Here is a 26,115-nt window from a genome sequence, read left to right as displayed (position 1 = left end):
GGGTGGGAGCGAGCCTGCTCGCGAAGGGGCCAACAGATACAACACATCACTGTTTGCCCAACGCAAAGTTGGGCAACGCCCCCAGTGGCTGGTTGAACTGATACGGAATCGACACCAGCCCCTGCCCGGTATTGCGCTGCACCACAAAGTGCAGGTGCGGGCCGCTGCTGTTGCCGGTATTGCCGGACAGCGCCAACGGGCTGCCAACCGTCACCCGCTGCCCCTCGCGTACGCTCACCGAACCTTGCTTGAGATGCAGGTACACACCCATCGTGCCGTCGTCGTGCAGCACCCGGACGAAATTGCCGGAGGCATCATTGCCGCGTCCGCTCTGTGAATTTTCGGTTTTCACCACCACCCCGGCCCGTGCGGCAATGATCGGCGTCCCTACCGGCATGGCGATGTCCATCGCATACCGGTTCTTCGGCCCATAGTGGCTGTACTGACCGTTGGCACCCTGACTGAGACGGAACGGCCCGCCCCGCCACGGCAACGGATAGCGATAGCTCTGCGCGGCTCCTGTGGGATCACCCAGCGAGTACTGGAATTGCGGCGAATACACCAGCGGCTGACCCCGGCTGATCGCCGTCAGCAACGCCAACCGCGTATTGCTGCGCGCCGGCAGCACCCGGCGAATCGTCTGCGCCGGAGCGCCACGCACATTGCTCAGGCCGGTAAACGCCAGTGCAATCTCGACCGGCGCATACAGATCGTTGCGCACAAACACCACGTCGCTGCCCTTCTGTTTCTTGATATCGAGATACACCTGGCGCTCAAGGTGCTCGACCATGCGGTCCTGAAATACGAACACCTGTGAGCCTTTGCTCGGCCGGTCGCTGTACGAGACCACGCCGTTGGCATCGGTGGATTTGTAGATGGTCATGGCCACAGTCGAGGTGGAGGCCAGGAAAAGACCACAGAAAAACAGCAGGCGCGCGAGCATGGGCAAAGAGTCTGTCGAAGGAAGGCCTGGAAATGAGCCTAGCAGCTGAGACAGACCAGGCTAGTCGACAGATGTTTCAAATTGGTAGGTGCGGGAGATGGGTGGTGCATTTGATGGCCCCTTCGCGAGCAGGCTCGCTCCCACATTTGAAATGCATTTCAAGGGTGGGAGCGAGCCTGCTCGCGAAGGCGGTGTGTCAGGCGACGAGGATCAAGCGCCCGGAACGAAGTGCTTTTGCGCCGTGCCGCGGGCGATCAGGCGGGAGATGTAATCGAGCTTCTGCGCATCCTGGTCGACGAAACGGAAAGTCAGTTGCAGCCAGTCGCTGTCGGCTTTCTGCTCGTGGGCAACGATGGCGTGCAGGTAGCCGTTGAGGCGGGCGATTTCGGCGTTGTCGCCCTGCTCCAGGTCGAGCACGGCGCTGTCGAGGATCTGCGGCAGGGTGTCGGTGCGTTTCACTACCAGCAGCGCTTCCTTGATGCTCAGGGCCTTGATCACGCATTGCTGGGTGCCACTTGGCAGGCGCAACTGGCCCTGGCCACGACCACCGACTGGCGCTTTCGAGGCAGCCGGTGCCTGCACCGGCGGGCTGTTAAGCAAACCGCGCGACGGCGCAGCAGCTGGCGTTGGCGCGACAACCGCTGGCTTGGCGAACGGATTGACCGCAGCAGCGGCCGCCGGCGCAGCACCGACCACGGCAGGCTTGCCGCCGGTCAATGCGCTCAGGGAATCGTTGCCGAACGCCGAGTTCATCTTGGTCGGCGCGCTGTTCATCAGGGTGTCGAGCTTGCCAACCTTGTTCAGCGCCTGCTTGACCTTGGTCAGCAGTTGTTCGTTGGTGAACGGCTTGCTGACGTAGCCGGAAACCCCGGCCTGGATCGCCTGCACCACGTTCTCTTTATCGCCACGACTGGTGACCATGACGAACGGCATGGTCTTGAGATTGTCCTGCTCGCGGCACCAGGTCAGCAGCTCGAGGCCGGACATTTCCGGCATTTCCCAGTCGCACAGCACCAGGTCAAACGCTTCCCTGGCCAGCATGGCCTGGGCCTTTTTGCCGTTGACGGCGTCCTCGGTGCGGATCCCCGGGAAGTAATTACGCAGGCACTTTTTCACCAGGTCACGAATGAACGAAGCATCGTCCACGACCAACACACTGATCTTGCTCATCCAACACCCCTATAAAAATCCCGGCAAGCATACCGCTTTTACTGATGGCACATTGCCAACAATCTTCAGTCACGCCGGGACTTTTCGTTCGCGGGTGCTGCTTTTTAATTCGATTTCCTGATACAGGCGCCCTAAACAAAAACGCCCGGCCAAAGGGCCGGGCGCTTTTCTCAGGCAATCTTACTTATCGTCAGCATTGCCCGGAACATTAGCGGTTTCGCCGCTTGTACCTTCAACTTCTTCTTTCATGCGTTTGAGGCCCAGGTGGCGCACATCGGTGCCGCGCACCAGGTAGATCACCAGTTCCGAGATGTTGCGCGCATGATCGCCGATGCGTTCCAGCGAACGCAGCACCCAGATGATGCTCAGAACCCGCGAGATAGAGCGCGGGTCTTCCATCATGTAGGTCGCCAGCTCGCGCAGGGCGGTCTTGTATTCGCGGTCGATGACCTTGTCGTATTGCGCCACCGACAAGGCTAGATCGGCATCGAAGCGGGCAAACGCGTCCAGCGCATCGCGAACCATGTTGCGCACCTGATCGCCGATGTGACGAACCTCGACGTAACCGCGCGGTGCTTCACCTTCTTCGCACAGCTGAATGGCACGGCGGGCGATCTTGGTCGCTTCGTCGCCGATGCGCTCCAGATCGATCACCGACTTGGAGATGCTGATGATCAGCCGCAGGTCGGACGCCGCCGGCTGACGACGGGCAAGAATGCGCAGGCATTCTTCGTCGATGTTGCGTTCCATCTGGTTGATCTGATCGTCGATCTCGCGCACCTGCTGGGCCAGACCGGAATCGGCCTCGATCAGCGCGGTGACCGCGTCGTTGACCTGCTTCTCGACCAGCCCGCCCATGGCCAGGAGGTGGCTGCGCACTTCCTCAAGCTCGGCGTTGAACTGCGCGGAGATGTGGTGGGTAAGGCCTTCTTTACTAATCATGTTGGCGTCCTTGGAGCGTCCGGTAAGGTGCGGTGGGCCGCAGCGTCAATTCTGTGAATAACCGCAACTGTCAGCCATAACGACCGGTGATGTAGTCTTCGGTCTGTTTCTTCGCCGGATTGGTGAACAGGGTATCGGTGTCGCCGAATTCCACCAGTTTGCCCATGTACATGAACGCCGTGTAGTCGGAAACCCGCGCGGCCTGCTGCATGTTGTGGGTCACGATGACGATGGTGAACTTGGACTTCAGCTCGTAGATCAGCTCTTCGACTTTCAGGGTCGAGATCGGATCGAGGGCCGAGCACGGTTCGTCGAGCAGCAACACTTCCGGTTCAACGGCGATGGTGCGCGCGATTACCAGACGCTGCTGCTGACCACCGGACAGGCCGAGTGCCGAGTCGTGCAGACGGTCTTTGACTTCGTCCCACAGTGCCGCGCCTTTCAATGCCCACTCGACGGCTTCGTCGAGAATGCGCTTCTTGTTGATGCCCTGAATGCGCAGACCGTAGACCACGTTTTCGTAGATGGTCTTGGGGAACGGGTTGGGCTTCTGGAACACCATGCCGACGCGGCGACGCAGTTCGGCGACGTCTTCACCCTTGCGGTAGATGTTGTTGCCGTACAGGTTGATCGCGCCTTCGACACGGCAGCCGTCAACCAGGTCGTTCATGCGGTTGAAAGTACGCAGCAGCGTGGACTTGCCGCAGCCGGACGGGCCGATGAAGGCCGTCACGCGCTGTTTCGGGATGTTCATGCTGACGTCGAACAGCGCCTGCTTCTCGCCGTAGTACAGGCTCAGGCCCGGGACTTCGATGGCCACGGTTTCCTGCTCGAGGCTCAGGCTCTGCTTGTCGCGACCCAGGGCCGACATGTTAATGCCGTGGGTATGTGTTTCGTGCTGCATGGGAGGCTCCCTGTGCTAACAAATTCGGTTCGGTTAGCCGCTTGGTGCGGCTGTACTCAATCTAGGGTGGGAGCGGGCTTGCTCGCGAAGAGGCCGGCACACTCGACATCAATGTCGCCTGACCCACCGCTTTCGCGAGCAAGCCCGCTCCCACAGGAATATCAACTGTCCAAAGCTTTGTATTTTTCGCGCAGGTGGTTACGGATCCACACCGCCGACAGGTTCAACGTGGCGATCACCAGCACCAGCAGCAGCGCCGTGGCGTACACCAGCGGTCGTGCCGCTTCGACGTTCGGGCTCTGGAAGCCGACGTCATAGATGTGGAAGCCCAGGTGCATGATCTTCTGGTCCAGGTGCAGGTACGGATAGTTGCCGTCCACCGGCAGCGACGGCGCCAGCTTCACCACACCCACCAGCATCAGTGGCGCCACTTCACCGGCGGCGCGGGCCACGGCGAGGATCATCCCGGTCATCATTGCCGGGCTGGCCATTGGCAGGACGATCTTCCACAGCGTTTCCGCCTTGGTCGCGCCCAGCGCCAGCGAGCCTTCACGGACGGTGCGCGGGATACGCGCCAGACCTTCCTCGGTCGCCACGATCACCACCGGCACCGCCAGCAGCGCCAGGGTCAGCGAGGCCCAGAGCAGACCCGGAGTACCGAACGTCGGCGCCGGCAGTGCTTCGGGGAAGAACAAACGGTCGACCGAACCACCCAGCACGTAGACGAAGAAGCCCAGACCGAATACGCCGTAGACGATCGCCGGAACGCCGGCGAGGTTGTTCACGGCGATGCGGATGATCCGGGTCAGGGCGTTCTGCTTGGCGTACTCACGCAGGTAGACCGCCGCCAGCACGCCGAACGGGGTGACGATCATCGCCATGATCAAAGTCATCATCACCGTGCCGAAAATCGCCGGGAAGATCCCGCCTTCGGTGTTCGCTTCACGCGGGTCGTCGGAAAGGAATTCCCAGACCTTGCTGAAGTAGAAACCGATCTTGGTCATCGTGCCCATGGCATTCGGCTGATAGGCGTGAACCACTTTGCCCAGGCTGATTTCGATCTCTTTGCCGTTGGCATCGCGGGCAGTCAGCGCGTCGCGGTTGAACTGCGCATGCAGATCGCTCAGACGCGCTTCGATGTCCTGATAACGCGCGTTCAGCTCGGCACGCTCGGCGTCCATGTCCGCTTGCGCGGTGGCGTCGAGCTTGCCGTCGAGTTCCAGTTTGCGCCCGTGCAGACGGATGCGCTCGAGCCCTGCGTTGATCGCACCGATGTCGGTCTTTTCCAGCGACTTGAGTTGTGCAGCAAGGCCGTTCACACGGTTGATCCGCGCTTGCAGCTCAGGCCAGGCCGCTTCGCCTTCGGCGATCACCTTGCCGTCCTGTTTGACGTTGACCAGGTAGCCGTAGAAGTTGCCCCACTCGCGACGCTCGATCGCCATCAGTTCCGGCGGCGTGGTCTGCTTGGTCAGCCATTCGCCGACCACCCAAGTGAAGTCGTTGCCGTTCAGGTCACGGTTGCCGACCTTGATCAGCTCGCGGGTCATGAATTCCGGGCCCTGATCAGGCACCGGCAGGCCGGCGCTTTTCAGGCGTGCACGCGGCACCTCTTCTTTCTGTACCACTTCGCCGATGACCAGATGATTGGCCTGGCCAGGTACGTCGTAGCTGGCATGGATCAGGTCCGCCGGCCAGAAGTGACCCAGACCGCGCACGGCAATCACCGCCAGCAGGCCAATGGTCATGATGACCGCGATGGACACCGCGCCACCGCTGATCCAGACGCCTGGGGCGCCGCTCTTGAACCATCCATTCAGGGAGTTCTGTTTCACAGACTTCTACCTTTCTTAAAGCGACGAGTATTTCTTGCGCAGACGCTGACGAATCAGTTCTGCCAGGGTGTTCATGACGAAGGTGAACAACAGCAGCACCAGCGCCGAGAGGAACAGCACGCGGTAGTGGCTGCCGCCGACTTCCGACTCGGGCATTTCCACCGCGACGTTGGCGGCCAGGGTGCGCAGGCCTTCGAACAGGTTCATTTCCATGACCGGGGTATTACCCGTGGCCATCAGCACAATCATGGTTTCGCCGACCGCACGGCCCATGCCGATCATCAGTGCGGAGAAGATGCCCGGGCTGGCGGTGAGGATCACCACGCGGGTCATGGTCTGCCACGGCGTGGCACCAAGCGCCAGGGAACCGAGGGTCAGGCCGCGCGGCACACTGAACACGGCGTCTTCGGCAATCGAGTAGATGTTCGGGATCACCGCAAAACCCATCGCCAGACCGACTACCAGAGCGTTGCGCTGGTCGTAGGTGATGCCCAGGTCGTGGGAGATCCACATGCGCATGTCACCGCCGAAGAACCAGTTCTCCATGTACGGACTCATGTACAGCGACAGCCAACCGACAAACAGGATCACCGGAATCAGCAGCGCACTTTCCCAGCCGTCCGGGACTTTCAGGCGGATCGACTCAGGCAGACGACTGAAGGTGAAGCCGGCGACCAGAATGCCGATCGGCAACAGCATCAGCAGGCTGAAGATGCCCGGCAGATGTCCTTCCACATACGGCGCGAGGAACAGACCGGCGAAGAAACCGAGGATCACCGTCGGCATCGCCTCCATCAGTTCGATCACCGGTTTGACCTTGCGGCGCATGCCCGGGGCCATGAAGTACGCGGTGTAGATCGCGGCGGCAACCGCCAGCGGCGCGGCCAGCAACATCGCGTAGAACGCGGCTTTCAGGGTGCCGAAGGTCAGTGGCGACAGGCTCAGTTTCGGTTCGAAATCGGTGTTGGCCGCCGTCGATTGCCAGACGTATTTAGGCTCGTCGTAGTTCTCGTACCAGACCTTGCTCCACAACGCGCTCCACGACACTTCCGGGTGCGGGTTGTCGAGCAGCAGCGGTTGCAGCTTGCCGCCGGCCTCGACGATCACCCGGTTGGCGCGTGGCGACAGGCCGAACAGGCCCTGACCTTCGGCAACCGGCTCGACCAGCAGGGTGCGGTGCGCGGTGCTGTGGAACACGCCGAGCTTGCCGCTGGCATCGAGGGCCACGAAACCCTTGCGACGCTCTTCGGCGGTAATTTCAACAATCGGCGTGGTGCCCATCTGGAAGGTGCGGATCTGCTTCAGGCGCAGCTCGCCGTCGGTATCGCGAGCCATGAACCACTGGGCCAGACCACCCTTGGAATCACCAATGATCAGCGAGATGCCGCCCACCAGTTGCGTGCTCGCGGTGACTTCGGCGTCAGCGTTTTCCAGCAGTTTATAGCGACCGTTGAGGCTCTTGTCGCGCAAGCTGAACACGTCGGCCTGGGCACGCCCGTTGACCACGTACAGCCATTGCTGGCGCGGGTCGACGAAGATGTTCTTCACCGGCTCGGTCATCTGCGGCAGCTCGATACGCTTCTGCTCGTTGGTGACTTCACCGGTCATCATGTTTTCTTCGCTGGTCAGCGCCAGCACATTGAGTTGCGAACCGGTCGAGCCGACCAGCATCAGCGTCGAATCGGTGGCGTTGAGGCTGACGTGCTCCAGTGCCCCGCCGCCCTCGTTCACCGCGATCGGCGCTTCGCCATACGGGTATTCGATGGCCGGAGTGATGGTTTTCTTGCCATCGGGGTAGCTGACCTTATAGGTGTGACGGAACACCAGCGCCTGGCCGTTGGACAGACCCACGGCGACCAGCGGATGACCTGGCTGGTCTTCGCCAATGGAAGTTACGCTGGCGCCGGCAGGCACCGGCAGATCGACGCGCTTCAATTCGGCGCCACTGTCGATGTCGAAGAACAGCGCCTGGCCCTTGTCGGAAACGCGCATCGCCACCTGATTCTGCTCTTCGAGCGAAATCATCAGCGGCTTGCCGGCGTCCTGCATCCAGGCTGGGGTAATGGCATCTTTCGCGGTCAGGCTGGCACCCTGGAACAACGGTGCAACGACGTAGGCGAGGAAGAAGAAGATCAGGGTGATGGCTGCCAGCACCGCCAGACCGCCAACGAGGACGTACCAGCGGGTGAAGCGATCCTTGAGCGCGCGAATGCGGCGCTTGCGTTGCAGCTCAGGCGTATTGAAATCAATGCGCTTGGGAGGGGAAGTCGTAGTCATTGGGGAATTGGCCAGATCATTCATGCGCTCACCCTAGCGATCCTGTATGACAGAAAGATGACAGTGCAGTGACGCAGCAAATCCACCGCCAGCGGGTACTGGAGGAGGATCAGAGAATTCGAAGATTCTGTGGGAGCGGGCTTGCTCGCGAAAGCGCTTATTCAGTCAACGAAGATGCCGAATCTGAAGGCCTCTTCGCGAGCAAGCCCGCTCCCACAGTGGAGTCCGAAGGGTATTTACTACGGACTCAGTTTGTTACTTTTTTGCGACTTCAGCGCCGCCTTCCTGCAGACCCAGGTCAGCCAGTGCTTTTGCAGCAACCTTGGCCGGCAGTGGGATGTAGCCGTCTTTCACCACAACTTCCTGGCCCTGTTTGGACAGAACCAGTTTCACGAACTCGGCTTCCAGCGGGGCCAGAGGCTTGTTCGGGGCCTTGTTCACGTAAACGTAGAGGAAGCGCGACAGCGGGTACTTGCCGTTCAGGGCGTTTTCTTCGGTGTCTTCGATGAAGTCAGTGCTGCCTTTCTTCGACAGAGCAACGGTCTTCACGCTGGCAGTCTTGTAGCCGATGCCCGAGTAACCGATGCCGTTCAGCGAGGAGCTGATCGACTGCACAACCGACGCCGAGCCTGGTTGTTCGTTGACGTTAGGTTTGTAGTCGCCTTTGCACAGGGCTTCTTCCTTGAAGTAGCCGTAGGTGCCGGATACCGAGTTACGACCGAACAGTTGCACTGGCTTGTTGGCCAGGTCGCCGGTCACACCCAGGTCGCCCCAGGTTTTCACGTCGGCTTTGGCGCCGCACAGACGGGTGGACGAGAAGATCGCGTCAACCTGTTCCATGGTCAGGTGCTGGATCGGGTTGTCCTTGTGCACGAACACCGCCAGGGCGTCCACGGCCACCGGGATAGCGGTTGGCTTGTAGCCGTATTTCTGTTCGAAGGCCGCCAGTTCGGTGTCCTTCATCTTGCGGCTCATCGGGCCGAGGTTGGAGGTGCCTTCAGTCAGCGCAGGTGGCGCGGTGGCGGAGCCAGCGGCCTGAATCTGGATGTTTACGTTCGGGTATTCTTTCTTGTAGTTCTCAGCCCACAGGGTCATGAGGTTAGCCAGGGTATCGGAGCCGACGCTGGACAGGTTGCCCGACACACCAGTGGTTTTGGTGTAGCTCGGGATAGCAGGGTCAACAGCGGCAACCGCGTTGGCAGTCGCAACGCCAGCAGCGACAAAAGTCATTGCCGCCATCAAACGCTTCAGTTTCATGCCTTACTCCTAGCAGATAGGGTGTGTTAAGTCGGGGCCAAGTATCAGCAGGCCGTGTGAACACTCTATGGCTGAAATATGACAATTGGATGAAAGGCCAGCATCCGGGTTTTACTGAATGATTCGAGTCGCCCTCATTCGCGAGCAGGCTCGCTCCCACAGTTGAAATGCATTCCAAATGTGGGAGCGGGCTTGCTCGCGAAGGGGCCGGTACTACTGGAGGAAATTCGGGATCAGCGCCCCTTCTTCCAGAGCCACGCCCCCACCAGAATCCCCATCGTGCACAGCACCGCCACATAGTAGGCCGGGCCCATCGCACTCTCTTTAAGCAGCAGGCTGACCACCATCGGCGTCAGGCCACCGAAGATCGCGTACGCCACGTTGTACGAGAACGACAATCCGCTGAAGCGCACCACCGGCGGGAATGCCTTGACCATCACGTATGGCACCGCACCGATGGTGCCAACCAGCAGACCGGTCAACGCATACAGCGGGAACAGCCAGTTCGGGTGATCGGCGAGGCTGTGATAGAAGGTCCAGGAGCTGATCAGCAAGCCCAGGCAACCGAAGACAAACACCCGGCCGGCGCCGAAGCGGTCGGCCAGGGCACCGGAGATGATGCAACCGACGCTGAGGAACACGATCGCCAGGCTGTTGGATTGCAGCGCCACTGTCGCTGAGAAGTGATAGACCGTCTGCAGCACGGTCGGGGTCATCAGGATCACCACGACAATCCCGGCGGACAGCAGCCAGGTCAGTAGCATCGAGACCGCAATCGCCCCGCGATGGTCACGCAGCACCGCACGCAGCGGTACTTCTTCGGCCAGCGCCTTGCGCAGTTGCAGCTCGGCGAACACCGGAGTTTCGTGCAGCCAGCGGCGCAGATAGACCGAGAACAGGCCGAATACGCCGCCGAGCAGGAACGGAATCCGCCAGGCGTAATCCGCGACTTCCCCCGGTGTATAAATGCTGTTGATTGCCGTGGCGACCAGCGAGCCGAGCAAGATGCCGGCGGTCAAACCGCTGGTCAGCGTCCCGCAGGCGTAGCCGATGTGCTTTTGCGGCACGTGTTCGGAAACGAAGACCCACGCCCCCGGCACTTCCCCGCCAATCGCCGCGCCCTGAATCACTCGCATCAGTAACAGCAGGATCGGCGCCCACATACCGATCTGCGCGTAGGTCGGCAGCAGGCCCATGATCAGGGTCGGCACGGCCATCATGAAAATGCTCAGGGTGAACATCTTCTTGCGCCCCAGCAGGTCGCCGAAGTGCGCCATGACGATGCCGCCCAGTGGCCGCGCAAGGTAACCGGCGGCGAAAATGCCGAAGGTCTGCATCAGGCGCAGCCATTCGGGCATGTCGGCCGGGAAGAACAGCTTGCCGACCACGGTGGCGAAGAACACGAAGATGATGAAGTCATAAAACTCCAGCGCACCGCCCAGGGCCGATAGCGACAAAGTCTTGTAGTCATTGCGGGTCAGGGGGCGTGCAGGTTGCTCGGGCTGCGCGAGGCTCGAAGGCGCTGTGGTCATGGCAAGGGCTTCTCTTATAGGCGGATCTACCGCCACAACAACGCTGGCTGTGGCTTGGGCAGGTTCGGCACCATAGCAAATTGTTCGAAAAAGCACATAGAGGCGCGTATTTGCCGGTCAAAATCAGAACCCGATGGTCGTCGCGGAGTCTACCGACCGATATACTCGCAACCTTGCTCCGGTTTGTAGGGGGTTGCTGTGCGAAAACGTCGTTGGCCCGGCCTTTGAACGGGATCAGCCGGTTTCGCAGAGTTTCCCCTTTAGGCGCCTATGGAAAACGTGACGAACGCAGTATGTTCGGTGCTGAATCGTTTTTCCTGAAGACGGCTACCACCAGCAATACCAACGAAGAGTCACGGGTCAGAGGCACCCCCGGCATGATAGAGCTCGAACAAGAAGATCCGATCCCGCAAGGCGACCTGGCCTTGCAAATTACCGCACTCCCGCGCGAAACCAACGGCTTTGGCGATATTTTCGGCGGCTGGCTGGTGGCGCAGATGGATCTGGCGGGTACCGCAATGGCCAGCCGCGTGGCCGGTGGTCGCGTAGCCACTGTCGCCATCGACCGCATGGCCTTCCTGGTGCCGGTCGCGGTAGGCGCGCAATTGTCCTTTTATACCCAGACCCTGGAAATCGGCCGCAGCTCGATCCAGATGATGGTCGAAGTGTGGAGCGACGATCCGCTGTCCAGCGAGTGGCGTAAAGTGACCGAGGCGGTATTCGTCTTCGTCGCCATCGACGGCAGCGGTCGCACCCGCTCGGTGCCGCCGCGCGCGCGTTAAACATCGCCGCGGTTTTGCGGTCGATAGTCGTCCCAAGTGTCTGATCGAGAGTTGCCCCATGAACACGCCCAACGTTGAAGCGGTGAAACTGGATGAACTGAACTGCTGGCGCATCCGCCACGGTCAGGCCGAAGTGCTGGTGGCCCAGCAAGGCGCGCACATCCTCAGTTATCAAATCGACGGCCAGCCGCCGATCATCTGGCTCAACGACAAGGCTGTGTTCAAGACCGGCAAGAGCATCCGCGCCGGTGTGCCGGTGTGCTGGCCTTGGTTCGGCAAGTTCGAACGCAACCCGCAGAGCGTGCAGGCCATGTACACCGGTGAGCAACCGGCACCCGCGCACGGTCTGGTGCGGGCGATGGATTGGGAGCTGGGCGGCATCGAATCAGAGGCTGACGGCGTCAAGGTTGAATTCAGGCTGCCCTACCCCGAAGGTGGCCTGCCGGGCTGGCCGCATCAGGTCGATCTGACCCTGACCCTGCATCTGAGTGATCAGTTGCACATCAGCCTGTCCAGCCACAATCGGGGTGTCGAAACCGTCAGCATCAGCCAGGCGCTGCACACTTATTTCGCGGTCAGCGATGTGCGCAACGTGCACGTCGAGGGTGTTGAAGGGCTGAATTACATCGAGACTCTGGACAACTGGAACACCCACCGCCAGCAAGGTGACCTGCATTTCGCTGGCGAAACCGACCGCATCTACCTCGACGCTCCGCCGCAACTGAGCATTGTCGACCCGACCTGGGAACGGCACATCGTACTGACCGCCAGCGGCTCACGCACCGCCGTGATCTGGAACCCGTGGATCGACCGCGCGGCAGCACTGGCCGACATGGACAACGATGGCTGGCAGCGCATGCTGTGCATCGAGACGGCGAATGTGATGGATGATGTGGTGAATCTGGTCTCGGGTGCGAGCCATACGATGGGTGTCAGCATCGGCAGTAAACCGCTCTGACCAACACCGCAATATCAATGTGGGTGAAAGCCTTTGTGGTGAGGGGATTTATCCCCGATGGCCTGCGGAGCAGGCCCCTGCCCTTGATTCAAAGCGGGGGTCGCTTCGCAACCCATCGGGGATAAATCCCCTCGCTACAATTGTTCAGATGTTAGAGATCAGACTCCTGCACCACCCGCACTTTGTCAGCGTCCAGCGCATACGCCGCATCGGCCAGGTCATTGCTGACTTTCTCGATCTTCAGCGTGCCGGTTACCCACAGCGGCGTGTAGATATCGTCCAGCTTCAAACCTTTGGGATAACGCACCAGCACCAGTTGATTCGGTGGTGGCGGTGGCACGTGGATGCAGGCGCCAGGGTACGGCACGAGGAAGAAGAGCGTGCTGCGGCCCTTGGCGTCGGATTCCAGCGGCACCGGGTAGCCGCCGATGCGGATGTGCTTGTCGTTCATCGACGCCACGGTCTTGGTCGAATACATCACCGCCGGCAGGCCCTTGGCCTGTTTCATCCCGCCCTTCTCGGTGAAGGTGCCGGTGGCTTCCGGGGAGTTGTGGTCGATTTCGGGCATGGCCTCGAGGGCTTTCTGGTCCGACTTGGGCATCAGTTCCAGCCAGTCGGTTTCCGGCAGTTCGCCGGCGTGGGCCAGACCGCTGCCCAGCAAAAGAAGAGTCAACAGAAGACGGCGCATGGAGGTGCTCGGTAAAAGATGCTCGGATAAAGGAAGGACGTTGAATCGCCGAGCATTCTAGCCCTCCCTGCCGCGTTGGCAGAGAGGACTTGGTCGCTTGGATCAGTTCTTTTTGATCAGGCCGTAGATCACCAGCAGCACGATCGCGCCGACCAGTGCACCGATGAAGCCTGCGCCCTGACCTGCCTGATAGATACCCAGGGCCTGGCCGCCGTAAGTGGCCGCCAGCGAACCGCCGATACCGAGCAGGATGGTCATGATCCAGCCCATGCTGTCATCGCCCGGTTTGAGGAAGCGTGCCAGCAGGCCGACGATCAAGCCGATAAAGATGGTTCCGATAATTCCCATGGCATTTCCCTCTGACTCTGAATGGTAGATATGCCAAAGCCTAGTCAGACTTTGGCATCCTGCCATGAGAGAACGGCGGCTCCCGAAGGTTCCGCCGTTGCCACATGAAACTGTTTACTCGGCGATAAGCGCTTCGACCTTGACGATCTGTGCTTGCAGCGTGGCCATGTCGGCGCAGCGCAGGTTGGCGTGACCGACCTTGCGCCCGGCCTTGAAGGCTTTGCCGTAGTGGTGCAGATGGCAATCTTCGATGGCGATCACTTTCTCAACCGGCGGAACCACGCCGATGAAGTTGAGCATCGCGCTCTCGCCGACCTTGGCGGTCGAACCCAGCGGCAGGCCGGCCACGGCACGCAGGTGGTTTTCGAACTGGCTGCACTCGGCGCCTTCGGTGGTCCAGTGCCCGGAATTGTGCACACGCGGGGCGATTTCGTTGGCCTTGAGGCCACCGTCGACTTCAAAGAACTCGAACGCCATCACGCCGACATAATCCAGCTGCTTGAGCACACGGCTGGAGTAATCTTCAGCCAACGCCTGCAGCGGATGATCGGTGCTGGCCACCGACAGCTTGAGGATGCCGCCGTCGTGGGTGTTGTGCACCAACGGGTAGAACTTCGTTTCGCCATCACGGGCACGCACGGCAATCAGCGAAACTTCGCCAGTGAACGGCACGAAACCTTCCAGCAGGCAGGCAACGCTGCCCAGCTCGGCGAACGTACCGACCACGTCTTCCGGCTTGCGCAGGACTTTCTGACCCTTGCCGTCGTAACCCAGGGTGCGGGTTTTCAGCACGGCCGGCAGACCGATGGCAGCCACGGCGGCGTCCAGGTCGGCTTGCGATTGAATGTCGGCGAAGGCCGGGGTCGGGATGCCCAGCTCCTTGAACATGCTCTTCTCGAACCAGCGGTCGCGAGCGATGCGCAGGGCTTCGGCGCTCGGATAGACCGGCACGAATTGCGAGAGGAACGCCACGGTTTCGGCCGGGACGCTTTCAAACTCGAACGTCACCAGGTCGACTTCATCGGCCAGTTGGCGCAGGTGATCCTGATCGCCGTAATCGGCCCGCAGGTGTTCGCCCAGTGCTGCGGCGCAAGCGTCCGGCGCCGGGTCGAGGAAAGCGAAGTTCATGCCCAGCGGAGTACCCGCCAGCGCCAACATGCGGCCCAACTGGCCGCCACCGATTACACCGATCTTCATCTCAACAACCTCAGGCAATACGTGGGTCTGGATTGTCCAGGACGCTGTCTGTCTGCTCGGCACGGAAGGTTTTCAGTACCGCGTGGAACTGTGGATGCTTGGCACCAAGGATGCTCGCCGAGAGCAGCGCGGCGTTGATCGCGCCGGCCTTGCCGATAGCCAGGGTGGCAACCGGAATGCCCGCCGGCATCTGCACGATCGACAGCAGCGAATCGACACCCGAGAGCATCGACGACTGCACCGGAACGCCCAGTACAGGCAGGTGGGTCTTGGCCGCACACATGCCTGGCAAGTGGGCTGCGCCACCGGCACCGGCGATGATCACCTCGATGCCACGGCCCTCAGCCTCTTCGGCGTACTGGAACAGCAGATCCGGGGTGCGGTGAGCAGAAACCACCTTGACCTCGTACGGGATGCCGAGCTTTTCCAGCATATCGGCGGTGTGGCTAAGGGTGGACCAATCGGACTTGGAGCCCATGATCACGCCAACCAGTGCACTCATCGTCGCGCCTCTTCTCTCTGGGCGCCCGCAGGCGCGTCAAAAACAACAAGCCACGCAGGATTGCGTGGCTTGATTGTACGAAAAATGGCCGGACGTACCGGCCGAAGGCCGCGCAGTATACCGCAAAGAAAGCAATAAACAGCCCCCGAAACGACCATCTGTCAAATCAGCCAGAGGCCCGGTTTTATTGACTTGAAGGTCAGCGACAGAACACCGCAAATCCCCCCTGTGGGAGCGGGCTTGCTCGCGAAGGCGTCAGGTCAGATACATGAATCTCGACTGACACACCGTATTCGCGAGCAAGCCCGCTCCCACAAATGGATCTGCGATGGCTCAGGAAGCCTGTGCAGCGCCGCCTTCAAGCTTGCGCCACAGCAACCGCACGTTGGCCTTGCGCACCAGTGCGCAGCGATACAGGCGAATCTCCAGCGGCACGTGCCATTGCGGGCCGCCGCAGACCACCAGTTCGCCGCGAGCCAGCTCTGCCCGCACACTCAACTGCGGCACCCAGGCGATGCCGAGCCCCTCCAGGGCCATGCTCTTGAGGCTGTCGGCCATGGCGGTTTCATAGATGGTGGTGAAACGCAGCTGGCGCTGGCGCAATAATCCATTCACCGAACGCCCGAGAAACGCCCCGGCGCTGTACGCCAGCAGCGGCACACTGGCCTCGCCTTCCAGATCGAACAGCGGCTTGCCCTCGGCATCCGCCGCGCACACCGGCAGCATTTCGGTCTGGCCCAGGTGCAGCGACGGGAAGATTTCCGGGTCCATCTGCATCGCCGCGTCCGGGTCGTAGAACGCCAGCATCAGGTCGCAGCCGCCTTCGCGCAATGCATGCACCGCGTCGCCGACGTTGGTTGCCACCAATCGCGTGGCGATGTTCAGCCCTTCGTTGCGCAGTTGCGCAATCCAGCGCGGGAAGAAGCCCAGCGCCAAAGAGTGGGCGGCGGCGACTTGCATCACTTCGCCCTGCCCGCCTTCCAGGTGATGCAGGTGGCGCAGCACTTCGCCGAGCTGTTCGACCACGGTGCGCGCGGTCACCAGAAACAGCTGTCCCGCTGCCGTCAGCTCGATCGGCGTGCGCGAGCGGTTGACCAGCGTCAGCCCAAGCGCCGCCTCCAGGCTGCGGATCCGCCGACTGAATGCAGGCTGGGTCACGAAGCGCCGTTCGGCCGCCTGCGAGAAGCTGCGAGTGGCGGCCAGGGCACTGAAGTCCTCGAGCCATTTGCTTTCCAGATTCATCACGCCCTCCCGGACACGCACCAAAACAGGTCACACGTCTGCCGCACACGCGGCGTCACACGGGCATTATGCCGAATGTGCATAGGCCAGTGTTTAACAGCATTGGCCCAAAAAATCCCACAAGCCTAGCATTCGCAGCGTTCCGGCACAGACCGGGTCCATATCGAGATGATTTCTATCATGTCCTCCGCTGCATCTTTCCGCACAGAAAACGACCTGCTTGGCGCCCTCGAAGTACCGGCTCAAGCGTATTACGGCATCCAGACCCTGCGAGCGGTGAACAACTTCCGTCTCTCCGGCGTTCCGATTTCGCATTACCCGAAACTGGTTGTGGGTCTGGCGATGGTCAAACAGGCCGCCGCTGACGCCAACCGTGAGTTGGGTCATCTGAGCGAAGCCAAGCACGCTGCCATCAGCGAAGCCTGTGCCCGATTGATCCGCGGTGATTTCCACGAAGAGTTCGTGGTCGACATGATTCAAGGTGGCGCCGGTACGTCCACCAACATGAACGCCAACGAAGTGATCGCCAACATTGCGCTCGAAGCAATGGGTCACCAGAAAGGCGAGTACCAGTACCTGCACCCGAACGACGACGTCAACATGGCGCAGTCGACCAACGACGCCTACCCGACCGCGATCCGCCTGGGTCTGCTGCTGGGTCACGACGCGCTGCTGGCCAGCCTCGACAGCCTGATTCAGGCCTTCGCGGCCAAGGGCAAAGAATTCGATCACGTCCTGAAAATGGGCCGTACCCAGCTGCAAGACGCCGTACCGATGACTTTGGGTCAAGAATTCCGTGCTTTCGCCACCACCATGGGCGAAGACCTGGCCCGTCTGAAGACGCTGGCCCCGGAACTGCTGACCGAAGTGAACCTGGGCGGCACCGCGATCGGCACCGGCATCAACGCCGACCCGCGCTATCAAGCGCTGGCCGTACAACGCCTGGCACTGATCAGCGGTCAGCCGCTGGTGCCCGCCGCCGACCTGATCGAAGCCACCTCCGACATGGGCGCCTTCGTGCTGTTCTCCGGCATGCTCAAGCGCACCGCGGTCAAGCTTTCGAAGATCTGCAACGACCTGCGCCTGCTGTCCAGCGGCCCACGCACCGGCATCAACGAGATCAACCTGCCAGCGCGTCAGCCAGGCAGCTCGATCATGCCCGGCAAGGTCAACCCGGTGATTCCGGAAGCCGTTAACCAGGTGGCCTTCCAGGTCATCGGTAACGATCTGGCGCTGACCATGGCAGCCGAAGGCGGCCAACTGCAACTGAACGTGATGGAGCCGCTGATCGCGTTCAAGATCCTCGACTCGATCCGTCTGCTGCAACGCGCCATGGACATGCTGCGCGAGCACTGCATCGTCGGCATCACCGCCAACGAAGCCCGCTGCCGCGAACTGGTCGAGCACTCGATCGGTCTGGTCACCGCACTGAACCCGTACATCGGCTACAAAAACGCTACCCGCATCGCCCGTATCGCCCTTGAAAGCGGCCGCGGCGTGCTGGAACTGGTGCGCGAAGAAGGTCTGCTCGACGAAGCCATGCTCGCCGACATCCTGCGCCCGGAAAACATGATTGCCCCGCGTCTGGTTCCGCTCAAAGCCTGAGCCGACGCGTTATTTGTAGCACCGCTCACCAGGTCGAGGGACTAGACACCTCTCACCTTTTGAGGGCTTGGGGATTTGTCCCCAAGCCCTTTTTTTTAACTTTCTGATCCTGAGACCCGTATGTCTGGGGACTGAACAATGTGGGAGCGAGCCTGCTCGCGAAGGCGGCACATTCAACGCCAATGCGCCTGATACACCGCTTTCGCGAGCAGGCTCGCTCCCACAGAAGAGCAGTTCCCGCACAAGCCCGGCGCCGGTAACGCCGGGTGTTTCAACGCTTCGTTTCGTCGCTTGCACCACGAGCGTGCAGACGGGCGCCGCACTGATCGGTATAGTGCCGCCCCTCTTCGCGTGAGCGGTCGTCGGTAACGAGGCCATAACCCATGCGAAACCCGAACTAATAACAAACCCGCGAAATGGATCCGGGACGAAACCTTCGCCTCACCTGTCGTGCCGCGCGCAAACCGGTGTAACGCGATGTTTCGGAACATCCAGCATTTGCTTAAACAAAAAACAGCGAGGAAAAATCCATGCTCGAAGTCATCAACGACTTCCTCTCCGGGAAAGTACTGATCGTGCTCATTGTCGGGCTCGGTAGCTACTTCACGATTCGCTCGCGTTTCGTTCAATTGCGCCACTTCTTCCACATGTTCGCGGTATTCCGCGACAGCCTGAAAAGCAGCGGCGGGCAACTCAGCTCGTTCCAGGCCCTGATGCTCAGCCTTGCCGGCCGCGTCGGTGCAGGCAACATCGCCGGTGTCGGCATCGCCGTGACCCTCGGTGGTCCGGGTGCGGTGTTCTGGATGTGGGTGACCGCACTGGTCGGCATGTCCAGCAGCTTCTTCGAATGCACCCTGGCGCAGGTCTACAAGCGCGCCGATGGCGACGGTCTGTACCGTGGCGGCCCGGCCTACTACATCCAGCACGGCCTGAAGTTGAAAGGCATGGCAGTGGTGTTCTCGGTCCTGCTGCTGGTCACCTACGGCTTCGCCTTCATCGGCCTGCAGTCTTACACCGTGACCCACTCGCTGCAAAACGCCTTTGCCTTCGACCCAAGCCACACCGGGATCGTCCTGGCGGTGCTGCTGGCCATCACCTTCATCGGCGGCATCAAGCGCATCGCTGCCGTGTCCGACCTGCTGGTACCGGTCAAGACCCTGGCCTATATCGGCGTGACCCTGTACGTGATCGGCACCCAGATCGAACACGTGCCAGCCATGCTGGAAACCATCTTCAAGAGCGCCTTCGGTCTCGACCCGGCCTTCGGCGGCCTGCTCGGCAGCGCCATCGTCATGGGCGTGAAGCGTGGCGTATTCGCCAACGAAGCGGGCCTGGGCAGTGCGCCGAACGTCGCCGCCGTGGCCTCGGTGAAACACCCGGGCGCTCAGGGCGTGGTTCAGGCCTTCAGCGTATTCCTCGACACTTTCGTGATCTGCACCTGCACCGCGCTGCTGATCCTGTTGTCGGGCTTCTACACCCCGGGCTTCGAAGGTGACGGCATCGTCCTGACCCAGAACTCGCTGGCCGCCGTGGTCGGTGACTGGGGCCGCATCTTCGTCAGCGTCGCGCTGTCGCTGTTCGTCTTCACCTGCATCCTCTACAACTACTACCTGGGCGAAAACAGCCTGCAGTTCCTCAGCCGCAACCGCGCCTTGCTGATGGTTTTCCGCGGTCTGGTCCTGGCGCTGGTGGTATGGGGTTCGATGCAGGATCTGTCGACCGTGTTCGCCTTCGCCGACATCACCATGACCTGCCTGGCCTTCGTCAACCTGATGGCCCTGGCCATGCTGTTCAAGGTCGGCATGCGCGTGATGCGCGACTACGACGAACAGCGCCGTGCGGGCATCAAGCAGCCGGTGTTCGACTCCAGCAAATTTGCCGATCTGGATCTGGACCTGAAGGCCTGGCCGACCGAGGCGCCAGCCGCCGGCAAGACCGCAGTCGAGCCGCAAGGCGTGCCTGCAGCGCAACGCTGACAGGTGAATGACGGGCGCATCCCCGGCGCCCGTCAGTTATTGTGATGCAATAACTTGTAGGAGCGAGCCTGCTCGCGATAGCTGTCTTTCAGCCAACATCAATGTTGAATGATGAACCGCTATCGCGAGCAGGCTCACTCCTACAATGTCATCTCTTGTGGAGACCCTCAGATGATTGCCAATTCCTTTCCCGCCGCCCAACACGTCATGGTGCTCTACACCGGTGGCACCATCGGCATGCAGGCCAGTGCCAACGGTCTGGCCCCGGCGTCCGGTTTCGAAGCGCGGATGCGCGACTACCTGCACAGCCAGCCTGAACTCGTTGTGCCGCAGTGGCGCTTCCGGGAAATGTCGCCGCTGATCGACAGCGCCAACATGACCCCGGCCTACTGGCAGCAACTGCGCGAAGCGGTGGTCGATGCGGTGGACGTGCAAGGCTGCGACAGCGTGCTGATCCTGCATGGCACCGACACCCTGGCCTACAGCGCTGCGGCGATGAGTTTCCAGTTGCTCGGCCTGCATGCCCGGGTGTGTTTCACCGGCTCGATGCTGCCGGCCGGCGTCACCGACAGCGATGCCTGGGAAAACCTCGGTGGCGCGCTCGTTGCTCTGGGTCAGGGTCTGGCGCCGGGCGTGCACCTGTATTTCCATGGCGAGCTGCTGGCGCCGACCCGTTGCGCGAAAGTGCGCAGCTTCGGCCGGCATCCGTTCAAGCGCCTGGAGCGTCAGGGCGGCGGGGTGAAAGCGCCGTCGATTCCGGCCGCACTGAACTACAACCAGCCGAAACAACTGGCCAAGGTTGCTGTGCTGCCACTGTTCCCCGGCATCGGCGCCGAGGTGGTTGATGGCCTGCTGGCCAGCGGTATCAAAGGTCTGGTGCTGGAGTGCTACGGCAGCGGCACCGGACCGAGCGACAATCCCGAGTTCCTTGCCAGCCTCGGCCGCGCACGGGACAACGGTGTGGTGGTGGTTGCGGTCACGCAGTGCCATGAAGGCGGGGTCGAGCTGGATGTGTATGAAGCCGGCAGCCGTTTGCGCGGCGTTGGCGTGTTGTCCGGTGGCGGCATGACCCGAGAAGCGGCGTTCGGCAAGCTGCACGGCTTGCTCGGTGCGGGTCTGGACAACGCCGAAGTGCGGCGTCTGATCGAACTCGACCTGTGTGGCGAATTGCGCTGAGCCTGGTCCGGCGCCGGCGATAGTCCGACGCCCTACATATCTACCACCCACGCTGCATCGTGCCTCCCTAGCATGGAGCGATCCCGAGACTTGTCCTCGGGATCGCCTCCATCACCAGAACGCAGGGACGCACGATGAGTTCAGCAACCACAAGCTCCACCCGGCAGACGGCTGCCGGCACCAATCCCACCGAAGCCCTGATCACCCAATTGAGTGTCGGCCCCGACTTGCGCGACGTGGCCGCCGTGCTGTTGCGCGAACATTTGCGCAAGCTGTACCCCACGCTTGATCTGGAGCCGAGCATTACCATGATCGGCACGCCGCAATGGTCCATCGTCGACGAACAGATCGTTGCCGGAAATCCGACCTACCAGGCCTTGACCGAAATCCTCGCCGCCCAGGTCGTGCAGGGCACGCCGACGCTGTATATCGAAGGTGAACACTTTCTGACGCAACAACCGATCAGCGATCCGGCCGTCCACCTGCCGGTACGGATCGACGAAATCGCCAGCCTGCTCAACCTGCTGGCACCGGTCATGCTCACGGCGTTTCAGGAGCAACAGCTGGCGTACTGGAACAACGCCGACGACAGCAACGGCCCGCGTTGGCATACATTGTCGAACACCCTGCGCGAGATCTGGAACGTCAATCAGGTACAAGGCTGGAGCGAGAGTGACTGCGCAATGGCCCGCGCGCTGTATCGCACTGCCGGTCTGGCCGGCAGGAAAATCGATGACCAGAACAGCGCCTGCCTGATCGCCATTGATCTGATCGATGGCACAACCGTAAAGCATCTGAACGAAGTATCGATGGCCGTGCTGATCGGCACACAACAGGGAAAGACGGTCATCCTCGCCCATTCACTGCTCAAGGGTTATCAGAAGTTCGACTCTCTTGATGACCTGGGCAAATCCTTGCCTGCGCACGTGGGCAATCTTCAGCCGTACCAGCAGTTGAACTGGCGATTGCTGGAACCCTCGGGCAGCATCTTCGATTATCAGGCGTGTGCACTGGTCTCGATTCAGATCGATGTGATCGGCGCGCTGGATTTTTCTCCTGCCACACCTGCCCCGCTCGACAAGCCATTGTCCACGGCCACCCCCGAAGTCGACGCCACGGCGAAAAAGCCCGGCCCGCCATTGAGCTGGTTTCAGAATGCCTTGCCTGACTGGCTCATTGCTGCATCACTGCCGGATCTGAACAACTATTCCCGGCACTTGAAGGATCTGGCTGCACTGCATAACCAGAACACCGGCAAGTCCTATCTGGATGGCATCCTGCCAATCAGCGAATACGCGCTGAGCGAAATGAACGCCTTGCATGCCGAGACCCTTCGCGCGCACGCCGATGCGCAGCGTACCGATCTTGAAACAGCTCTGGAGTCGATCCAGTTGCGGGTCAAAAGTCCGGTGATCTGGGGCACCTTTACTGTTCCGGGAAAAATCGAGACTTACAATTTCAGCGTCACCGATCTGGCCTTGCAGAATCTGATTGCAGTGCCGGTAGGCAACAAGACCCTGCACTCCACCCGTGGCAAGCCATTGCCGACATGGCTGACCGTAAGCTATCTGGAAGACCTGGTAACCCGCGCGGATATCGGTACGACCTACCCGGCGCTGATCAAGCGTCAGTTGGTCGACACCACGCCAGCTTCCGCCGGGAGACAGGCACTGTTCACTCAACACTTGCGCATCCAGTTGCCGCTGCTGGCCCTGCAATCGAAAATTCGCGGCAAGGCCGGTATCGACGCACGCGGTTACCGCTATGTCGTCGCGGTGCTGGATCCCGACAGCAACCATCGCATGGTCGAGGGCCAGACCATCGTCATGCGGCCTCTGGCTTTCGTACCTCAACGCAGAACAGACGGCAGCCATGACGAAGTCGCCAACATGTTCGTGATCGGTCCTGAGGACCCGAGCGCCGGGCCGTGCCTGCTGTATCGACCGATGCTCGACCAGCCGTTGACCCAATACCCTTCCCCCAGCAACTTGCTGTACGCCATCCAGCAATCCGCCAGTCTGCGTGACTCGGTGCTCGCCTGGCTCCCGGACCGCGTGCGCAGCGACTACGCCAACTATGTGTTTCCAGGCACGTTGCCCTCCCCCTGGGCCGTCACCGAGTTTCTGGTGGATGCGGAAAAAATGAGGGTCATGAGTGGGCCGATCAGCCTCGGTAGAAAGACCGTGGAGGGCGATCTGCCAGGCGCTCTGTACAAAGCCAACGCGTCGGCGCTGGTCGAGCTGGCCGACCGCCAGTCGGTGTCAAATGCGGAAAGTCGCTGGGCCAGTTTCAAACAGGCCGGATGGACCCTGTTCAATGCCGTCTTGCCGTTCCTCGGACGCACGGTGGGTGTCGCGACGTGGATCTGGCAGGTGATGGAGCAACTGCAAGCCCTGAAGGAAGCCCGGGAGCAGGATGACTCTTCCGCGCAATGGTCAGCGTTCACCGAGGTGTTGCTCAATCTGGGGATGGCGATCACGTTGCACATCGCAGGTCGCTCCCGACCACGGCTGGCCCATGAGACAGCGGCACGCGAAACACCGAAAAACCCTGACCCCACGACCACTGAAATCACCGTGCAACAACTGGAAAAAAGTGCTCCCCATGAAACCGCTGACCTGCAGCAAACCCTGAATATCAGCGGCGCCGCGAATCGCACGCCCGCAAGTCTGGGCACCGTGCTGTCCCACTTCAAAATCCTTCGCCCGCAACGTCTGGGTAGCGCCAACACCACGCCAGGGCTCTATCGCAATCTCTACAGCTACAACAGCAAATGGTACGCCCCGGTGGGCCATGACTGGTTCGAGGTCGCGGTGGACGAAAACGGTACCGTCATGATCATCGATCCGCAGGATCCAACCCGTACCGGCCCAGCCCTGATTGGCAATCTGCGTGGCGATTGGTTCGTCGATACCCGACTGCGTCTGCGCGGTGGCGGCTCGGCCGGCCTGACACAGCTGGCTGAAGCACAACGCCGCATCGAAGCGGAAAAACTGCGCACCCGCCTGACCGCCTTCGAAAGCCGTAAAGCGGCAGCGCAAGGTGAGCTGGAACAGGTCCGCCAGGCAATGAACGCTGCCACCGCTCAGACCGCTGCGGCCCACCGCCAGCTCTTTCTCCAGTCTCTGGACAGGCAACGCGTCGCTTATGCCCAGGCGTTGAGCGATCTCAAGGCGTTGCATGTATTCTCGCCAACGGCTGACTACCAACAGAGATCCCTGAGCTACCTGAAGGCGCAGCTCGAACTCATCCATGCAGGGATTCGCGAAGCGCTGACCCTGTTCACGCCGACATTGCGCAGCGTACTCAATCATCTCGAAGAACAGGCTGAACAGCCCCAGAACCGGCATATTGCCGAAACGCGGCAGATGCTTGAGCTCAATCTGGACATGATCACACGTCTGGAGCAGATCCAGGCACAACTGGTGCAACTCAAAGAGTTCGAGAGAGACGGCTTGCGCTTGATTCAACTGACTCGCAAGGCACTTCCGGCGTACTCGATCGACGATCTCAAGGCACTGCAGGTGACACTGGCGCGCAATGTCTGCCTGCCCGAACATTCGGTGGCGACCGCCGCGGACGCCTGGCTCAGTCTCGACCAGATTGTCGATACCGCCGATATCGCCGTTCAGGCGCTGCGCGACACCCTTGAGGAGCGCAGCGTTTCCCGGCTCGACGAACGCATCGACTGCCTCAACGATCTGATCGAACAATTCAACGTACTCGACGAGCGCCTGGCAGACTTCAAGTCCGCGTTCGCTGACAGTGTGCAAGAGGCACCGCTGACAAACCTTCGCCAACAGCTCGAGCAATTCAACCGCAGCGCCCGCCACAACCTGGTGCTGTTGCTCGAAGAGCGCGACACCCTGCGCAGCCGCCCGGCGCCTCCCGTGCAACCGCCAAGGCCGAAAAAGAAGTTCATCCGCACCCGCTACAACGGCGTGCTGATCGGCGAGCCGCGCCTGACGGCACAGGGCCTGGAAACCGACCTGGTCGACATCAAGTCACCGCTCACGGACAAGGTCATCTCGACCTTTCATCAAAAAACTTCCGGGGTGTGGGTCGAACGTATCAGCACTGCCTTGCCGACGCCGACGCCAGCGCTCGAAACCACCCTGAACAAGGGGCAGGACCTGCTCGACGGCCTGCCGGCGTTCACCCTGCGCATGAACGAACTCATGAAGCAGGCCGGACGCTCGGCGGTCGGTATCGAGTACCTGTTTCACCAGCACGCCCTGCAACTGGAACACGTCAGCGCGGCCATTGAACAGGCCCTGACCGACAGCAACGCCACGGACAGCAGCCAGCGCTCGGCTGCGGTGCTGAACAAGGCGCTGAGCGATGCCGTCGACAGCCTATATCAGCAGGCCAAAACCGCCATGTCGATGATGACCAGGGCACAATCACCCACACCATCAGGTGTCGCCTGGCTTCAGACCAATGACAGCATCCGTATTGCAAAAACTGTCAGTCGACGCCGCCTCAAGGGCGGCAAGGCGCTCTACCTGGACGAATACAGCATCACTGACCAGACCACGCGCAAGGTGCTGTGGTACGCGCATTTTCTGTACTCCACCTCATGGGTGCCGGACAAGGCCTTCCTCTCTGCACGTTTGAAAACCCCCGCGGAGCGGCAACTGGGATCCGATGCCGACAGCACTCGCGGGTTGAGCCGGGCCGAACGGCTGGCGTACTACCGCAGCATGATCGGCGTGGAGCAGGCCCGACAGCTGTTTTTCAGCGCGAGCTAAGGCATACGCTGATGACCGTGCACGACGTCGCCC

19 protein-coding genes are annotated in these 26,115 nt (G+C 61.1%); 6 read left to right on the top strand and 13 right to left on the bottom strand.

Annotation, left to right across the window (positions count from 1 at the left end; genetic code table 11):
- Window positions 1-46: 46 nt before the first annotated feature.
- From CRO59_RS20125 to CRO59_RS20090, 8 genes are all read right to left on the bottom strand, one after another.
- The gene (locus tag CRO59_RS20125) at window positions 47-943 is read right to left on the bottom strand and encodes a M23 family metallopeptidase (protein ID WP_096795413.1); all 897 of its coding nucleotides are present in this window, start codon (window positions 941-943) and stop codon (window positions 47-49) included.
- A 210-nt stretch (window positions 944-1,153) separates the two neighbouring features.
- Window positions 1,154-2,113, bottom strand: a complete 960-nt coding sequence (locus CRO59_RS20120; protein ID WP_027610371.1) for a response regulator — start codon at window positions 2,111-2,113, stop codon at window positions 1,154-1,156.
- Between the two features lie 180 nt (window positions 2,114-2,293).
- Window positions 2,294-3,055 carry a phosphate signaling complex protein PhoU gene (gene phoU, locus CRO59_RS20115; RefSeq protein ID WP_003229617.1) on the bottom strand — a complete coding sequence of 254 codons (762 nt, stop codon included), beginning with the start codon at window positions 3,053-3,055 and terminating at the stop codon, window positions 2,294-2,296.
- A gap of 70 nt (window positions 3,056-3,125) precedes the next feature.
- Window positions 3,126-3,959, bottom strand: coding sequence for a phosphate ABC transporter ATP-binding protein PstB (gene pstB, locus CRO59_RS20110; RefSeq protein ID WP_097089455.1), 834 nt, complete (start codon window positions 3,957-3,959; stop codon window positions 3,126-3,128).
- A gap of 161 nt (window positions 3,960-4,120) precedes the next feature.
- Window positions 4,121-5,791 carry a phosphate ABC transporter permease PstA gene (gene pstA / locus CRO59_RS20105; RefSeq protein ID WP_007962288.1) on the bottom strand — a complete coding sequence of 557 codons (1,671 nt, stop codon included), beginning with the start codon at window positions 5,789-5,791 and terminating at the stop codon, window positions 4,121-4,123.
- Between the two features lie 15 nt (window positions 5,792-5,806).
- Entirely contained in the window at window positions 5,807-7,840 is a 2,034-nt protein-coding gene (locus CRO59_RS20100; protein ID WP_171061889.1) for an ABC transporter permease subunit, read from the bottom strand.
- A 483-nt stretch (window positions 7,841-8,323) separates the two neighbouring features.
- Entirely contained in the window at window positions 8,324-9,325 is a 1,002-nt protein-coding gene (locus CRO59_RS20095; RefSeq protein ID WP_011336616.1) for a phosphate ABC transporter substrate-binding protein PstS, read from the bottom strand.
- A gap of 233 nt (window positions 9,326-9,558) precedes the next feature.
- Complete coding sequence (locus tag CRO59_RS20090) at window positions 9,559-10,857, bottom strand: MFS transporter (RefSeq protein ID WP_097089453.1); 1,299 nt, start codon at window positions 10,855-10,857, stop codon at window positions 9,559-9,561.
- A gap of 377 nt (window positions 10,858-11,234) precedes the next feature.
- Here CRO59_RS20090 and CRO59_RS20085 point away from each other — a divergent pair, with 377 nt between their 5' ends.
- Entirely contained in the window at window positions 11,235-11,639 is a 405-nt protein-coding gene (locus CRO59_RS20085) for an acyl-CoA thioesterase (protein WP_003229628.1), read from the top strand.
- 58 nt (window positions 11,640-11,697) lie between these two features.
- The gene (locus CRO59_RS20080) at window positions 11,698-12,597 is read left to right on the top strand and encodes a D-hexose-6-phosphate mutarotase (RefSeq protein ID WP_097089452.1); all 900 of its coding nucleotides are present in this window, start codon (window positions 11,698-11,700) and stop codon (window positions 12,595-12,597) included.
- Between the two features lie 151 nt (window positions 12,598-12,748).
- On the opposite strand, the gene CRO59_RS20075 is transcribed toward CRO59_RS20080, so the two are convergent.
- From CRO59_RS20075 to CRO59_RS20055, 5 genes are all read right to left on the bottom strand, one after another.
- Window positions 12,749-13,285, bottom strand: a complete 537-nt coding sequence (locus CRO59_RS20075) for a DUF3299 domain-containing protein (protein WP_007962278.1) — start codon at window positions 13,283-13,285, stop codon at window positions 12,749-12,751.
- A 102-nt stretch (window positions 13,286-13,387) separates the two neighbouring features.
- A complete protein-coding gene (locus CRO59_RS20070; protein ID WP_003229635.1) occupies window positions 13,388-13,633 on the bottom strand; it encodes a GlsB/YeaQ/YmgE family stress response membrane protein in 246 nt (81 codons plus the stop codon).
- 114 nt (window positions 13,634-13,747) lie between these two features.
- Window positions 13,748-14,830, bottom strand: coding sequence for a 5-(carboxyamino)imidazole ribonucleotide synthase (locus CRO59_RS20065; protein ID WP_097089450.1), 1,083 nt, complete (start codon window positions 14,828-14,830; stop codon window positions 13,748-13,750).
- Between the two features lie 10 nt (window positions 14,831-14,840).
- Complete coding sequence (gene purE, locus CRO59_RS20060; RefSeq protein ID WP_003229641.1) at window positions 14,841-15,332, bottom strand: 5-(carboxyamino)imidazole ribonucleotide mutase; 492 nt, start codon at window positions 15,330-15,332, stop codon at window positions 14,841-14,843.
- A 333-nt stretch (window positions 15,333-15,665) separates the two neighbouring features.
- The gene (locus CRO59_RS20055; RefSeq protein WP_064116481.1) at window positions 15,666-16,574 is read right to left on the bottom strand and encodes a LysR substrate-binding domain-containing protein; all 909 of its coding nucleotides are present in this window, start codon (window positions 16,572-16,574) and stop codon (window positions 15,666-15,668) included.
- 180 nt (window positions 16,575-16,754) lie between these two features.
- Here CRO59_RS20055 and aspA point away from each other — a divergent pair, with 180 nt between their 5' ends.
- From aspA to CRO59_RS20035, 4 genes are all read left to right on the top strand, one after another.
- Window positions 16,755-18,179, top strand: coding sequence for an aspartate ammonia-lyase (gene aspA / locus CRO59_RS20050; protein WP_027610364.1), 1,425 nt, complete (start codon window positions 16,755-16,757; stop codon window positions 18,177-18,179).
- A gap of 530 nt (window positions 18,180-18,709) precedes the next feature.
- Window positions 18,710-20,155 carry a sodium:alanine symporter family protein gene (locus CRO59_RS20045; protein ID WP_097089448.1) on the top strand — a complete coding sequence of 482 codons (1,446 nt, stop codon included), beginning with the start codon at window positions 18,710-18,712 and terminating at the stop codon, window positions 20,153-20,155.
- A gap of 171 nt (window positions 20,156-20,326) precedes the next feature.
- Window positions 20,327-21,331, top strand: a complete 1,005-nt coding sequence (locus CRO59_RS20040) for an asparaginase (protein WP_097089446.1) — start codon at window positions 20,327-20,329, stop codon at window positions 21,329-21,331.
- A gap of 134 nt (window positions 21,332-21,465) precedes the next feature.
- Entirely contained in the window at window positions 21,466-26,082 is a 4,617-nt protein-coding gene (locus CRO59_RS20035) for a hypothetical protein (RefSeq protein WP_097089445.1), read from the top strand.
- The last annotated feature ends 33 nt before the right edge of the window (window positions 26,083-26,115 follow it).

It is taken from the genome of Pseudomonas sp. LAMO17WK12:I5 (genome assembly GCF_900215165.1).
GTDB lineage: Bacteria > Pseudomonadota > Gammaproteobacteria > Pseudomonadales > Pseudomonadaceae > Aquipseudomonas > Aquipseudomonas putida_A.
The sequence above is the reverse complement of the archived record's forward strand: the minus strand, read 5'-3'. Positions and strand labels throughout refer to the sequence as shown.

Bases quoted from the DNA above. Each gene is read 5' to 3' on its own strand.
- CRO59_RS20070 (WP_003229635.1), bottom strand. From the start codon at position 13,633: ATGGGAATTATCGGAACCATCTTTATCGGCTTGATCGTCGGCCTGCTG.
- purE (WP_003229641.1), bottom strand. From the start codon at position 15,332: ATGAGTGCACTGGTTGGCGTGATCATGGGCTCCAAGTCCGATTGGTCC.
- aspA (WP_027610364.1), top strand. From the start codon at position 16,755: ATGTCCTCCGCTGCATCTTTCCGCACAGAAAACGACCTGCTTGGCGCC.
- CRO59_RS20045 (WP_097089448.1), top strand. From the start codon at position 18,710: ATGCTCGAAGTCATCAACGACTTCCTCTCCGGGAAAGTACTGATCGTG.
- CRO59_RS20125 (WP_096795413.1), bottom strand. From the start codon at position 943: ATGCTCGCGCGCCTGCTGTTTTTCTGTGGTCTTTTCCTGGCCTCCACC.
- CRO59_RS20055 (WP_064116481.1), bottom strand. From the start codon at position 16,574: ATGAATCTGGAAAGCAAATGGCTCGAGGACTTCAGTGCCCTGGCCGCC.
- pstB (WP_097089455.1), bottom strand. From the start codon at position 3,959: ATGCAGCACGAAACACATACCCACGGCATTAACATGTCGGCCCTGGGT.
- CRO59_RS20080 (WP_097089452.1), top strand. From the start codon at position 11,698: ATGAACACGCCCAACGTTGAAGCGGTGAAACTGGATGAACTGAACTGC.
- CRO59_RS20090 (WP_097089453.1), bottom strand. From the start codon at position 10,857: ATGACCACAGCGCCTTCGAGCCTCGCGCAGCCCGAGCAACCTGCACGC.
- CRO59_RS20085 (WP_003229628.1), top strand. From the start codon at position 11,235: ATGATAGAGCTCGAACAAGAAGATCCGATCCCGCAAGGCGACCTGGCC.
- phoU (WP_003229617.1), bottom strand. From the start codon at position 3,055: ATGATTAGTAAAGAAGGCCTTACCCACCACATCTCCGCGCAGTTCAAC.
- CRO59_RS20075 (WP_007962278.1), bottom strand. From the start codon at position 13,285: ATGCGCCGTCTTCTGTTGACTCTTCTTTTGCTGGGCAGCGGTCTGGCC.
- CRO59_RS20120 (WP_027610371.1), bottom strand. From the start codon at position 2,113: ATGAGCAAGATCAGTGTGTTGGTCGTGGACGATGCTTCGTTCATTCGT.
- CRO59_RS20100 (WP_171061889.1), bottom strand. From the start codon at position 7,840: ATGCAGGACGCCGGCAAGCCGCTGATGATTTCGCTCGAAGAGCAGAAT.
- CRO59_RS20095 (WP_011336616.1), bottom strand. From the start codon at position 9,325: ATGAAACTGAAGCGTTTGATGGCGGCAATGACTTTTGTCGCTGCTGGC.
- CRO59_RS20065 (WP_097089450.1), bottom strand. From the start codon at position 14,830: ATGAAGATCGGTGTAATCGGTGGCGGCCAGTTGGGCCGCATGTTGGCG.
- CRO59_RS20035 (WP_097089445.1), top strand. From the start codon at position 21,466: ATGAGTTCAGCAACCACAAGCTCCACCCGGCAGACGGCTGCCGGCACC.
- CRO59_RS20040 (WP_097089446.1), top strand. From the start codon at position 20,327: ATGATTGCCAATTCCTTTCCCGCCGCCCAACACGTCATGGTGCTCTAC.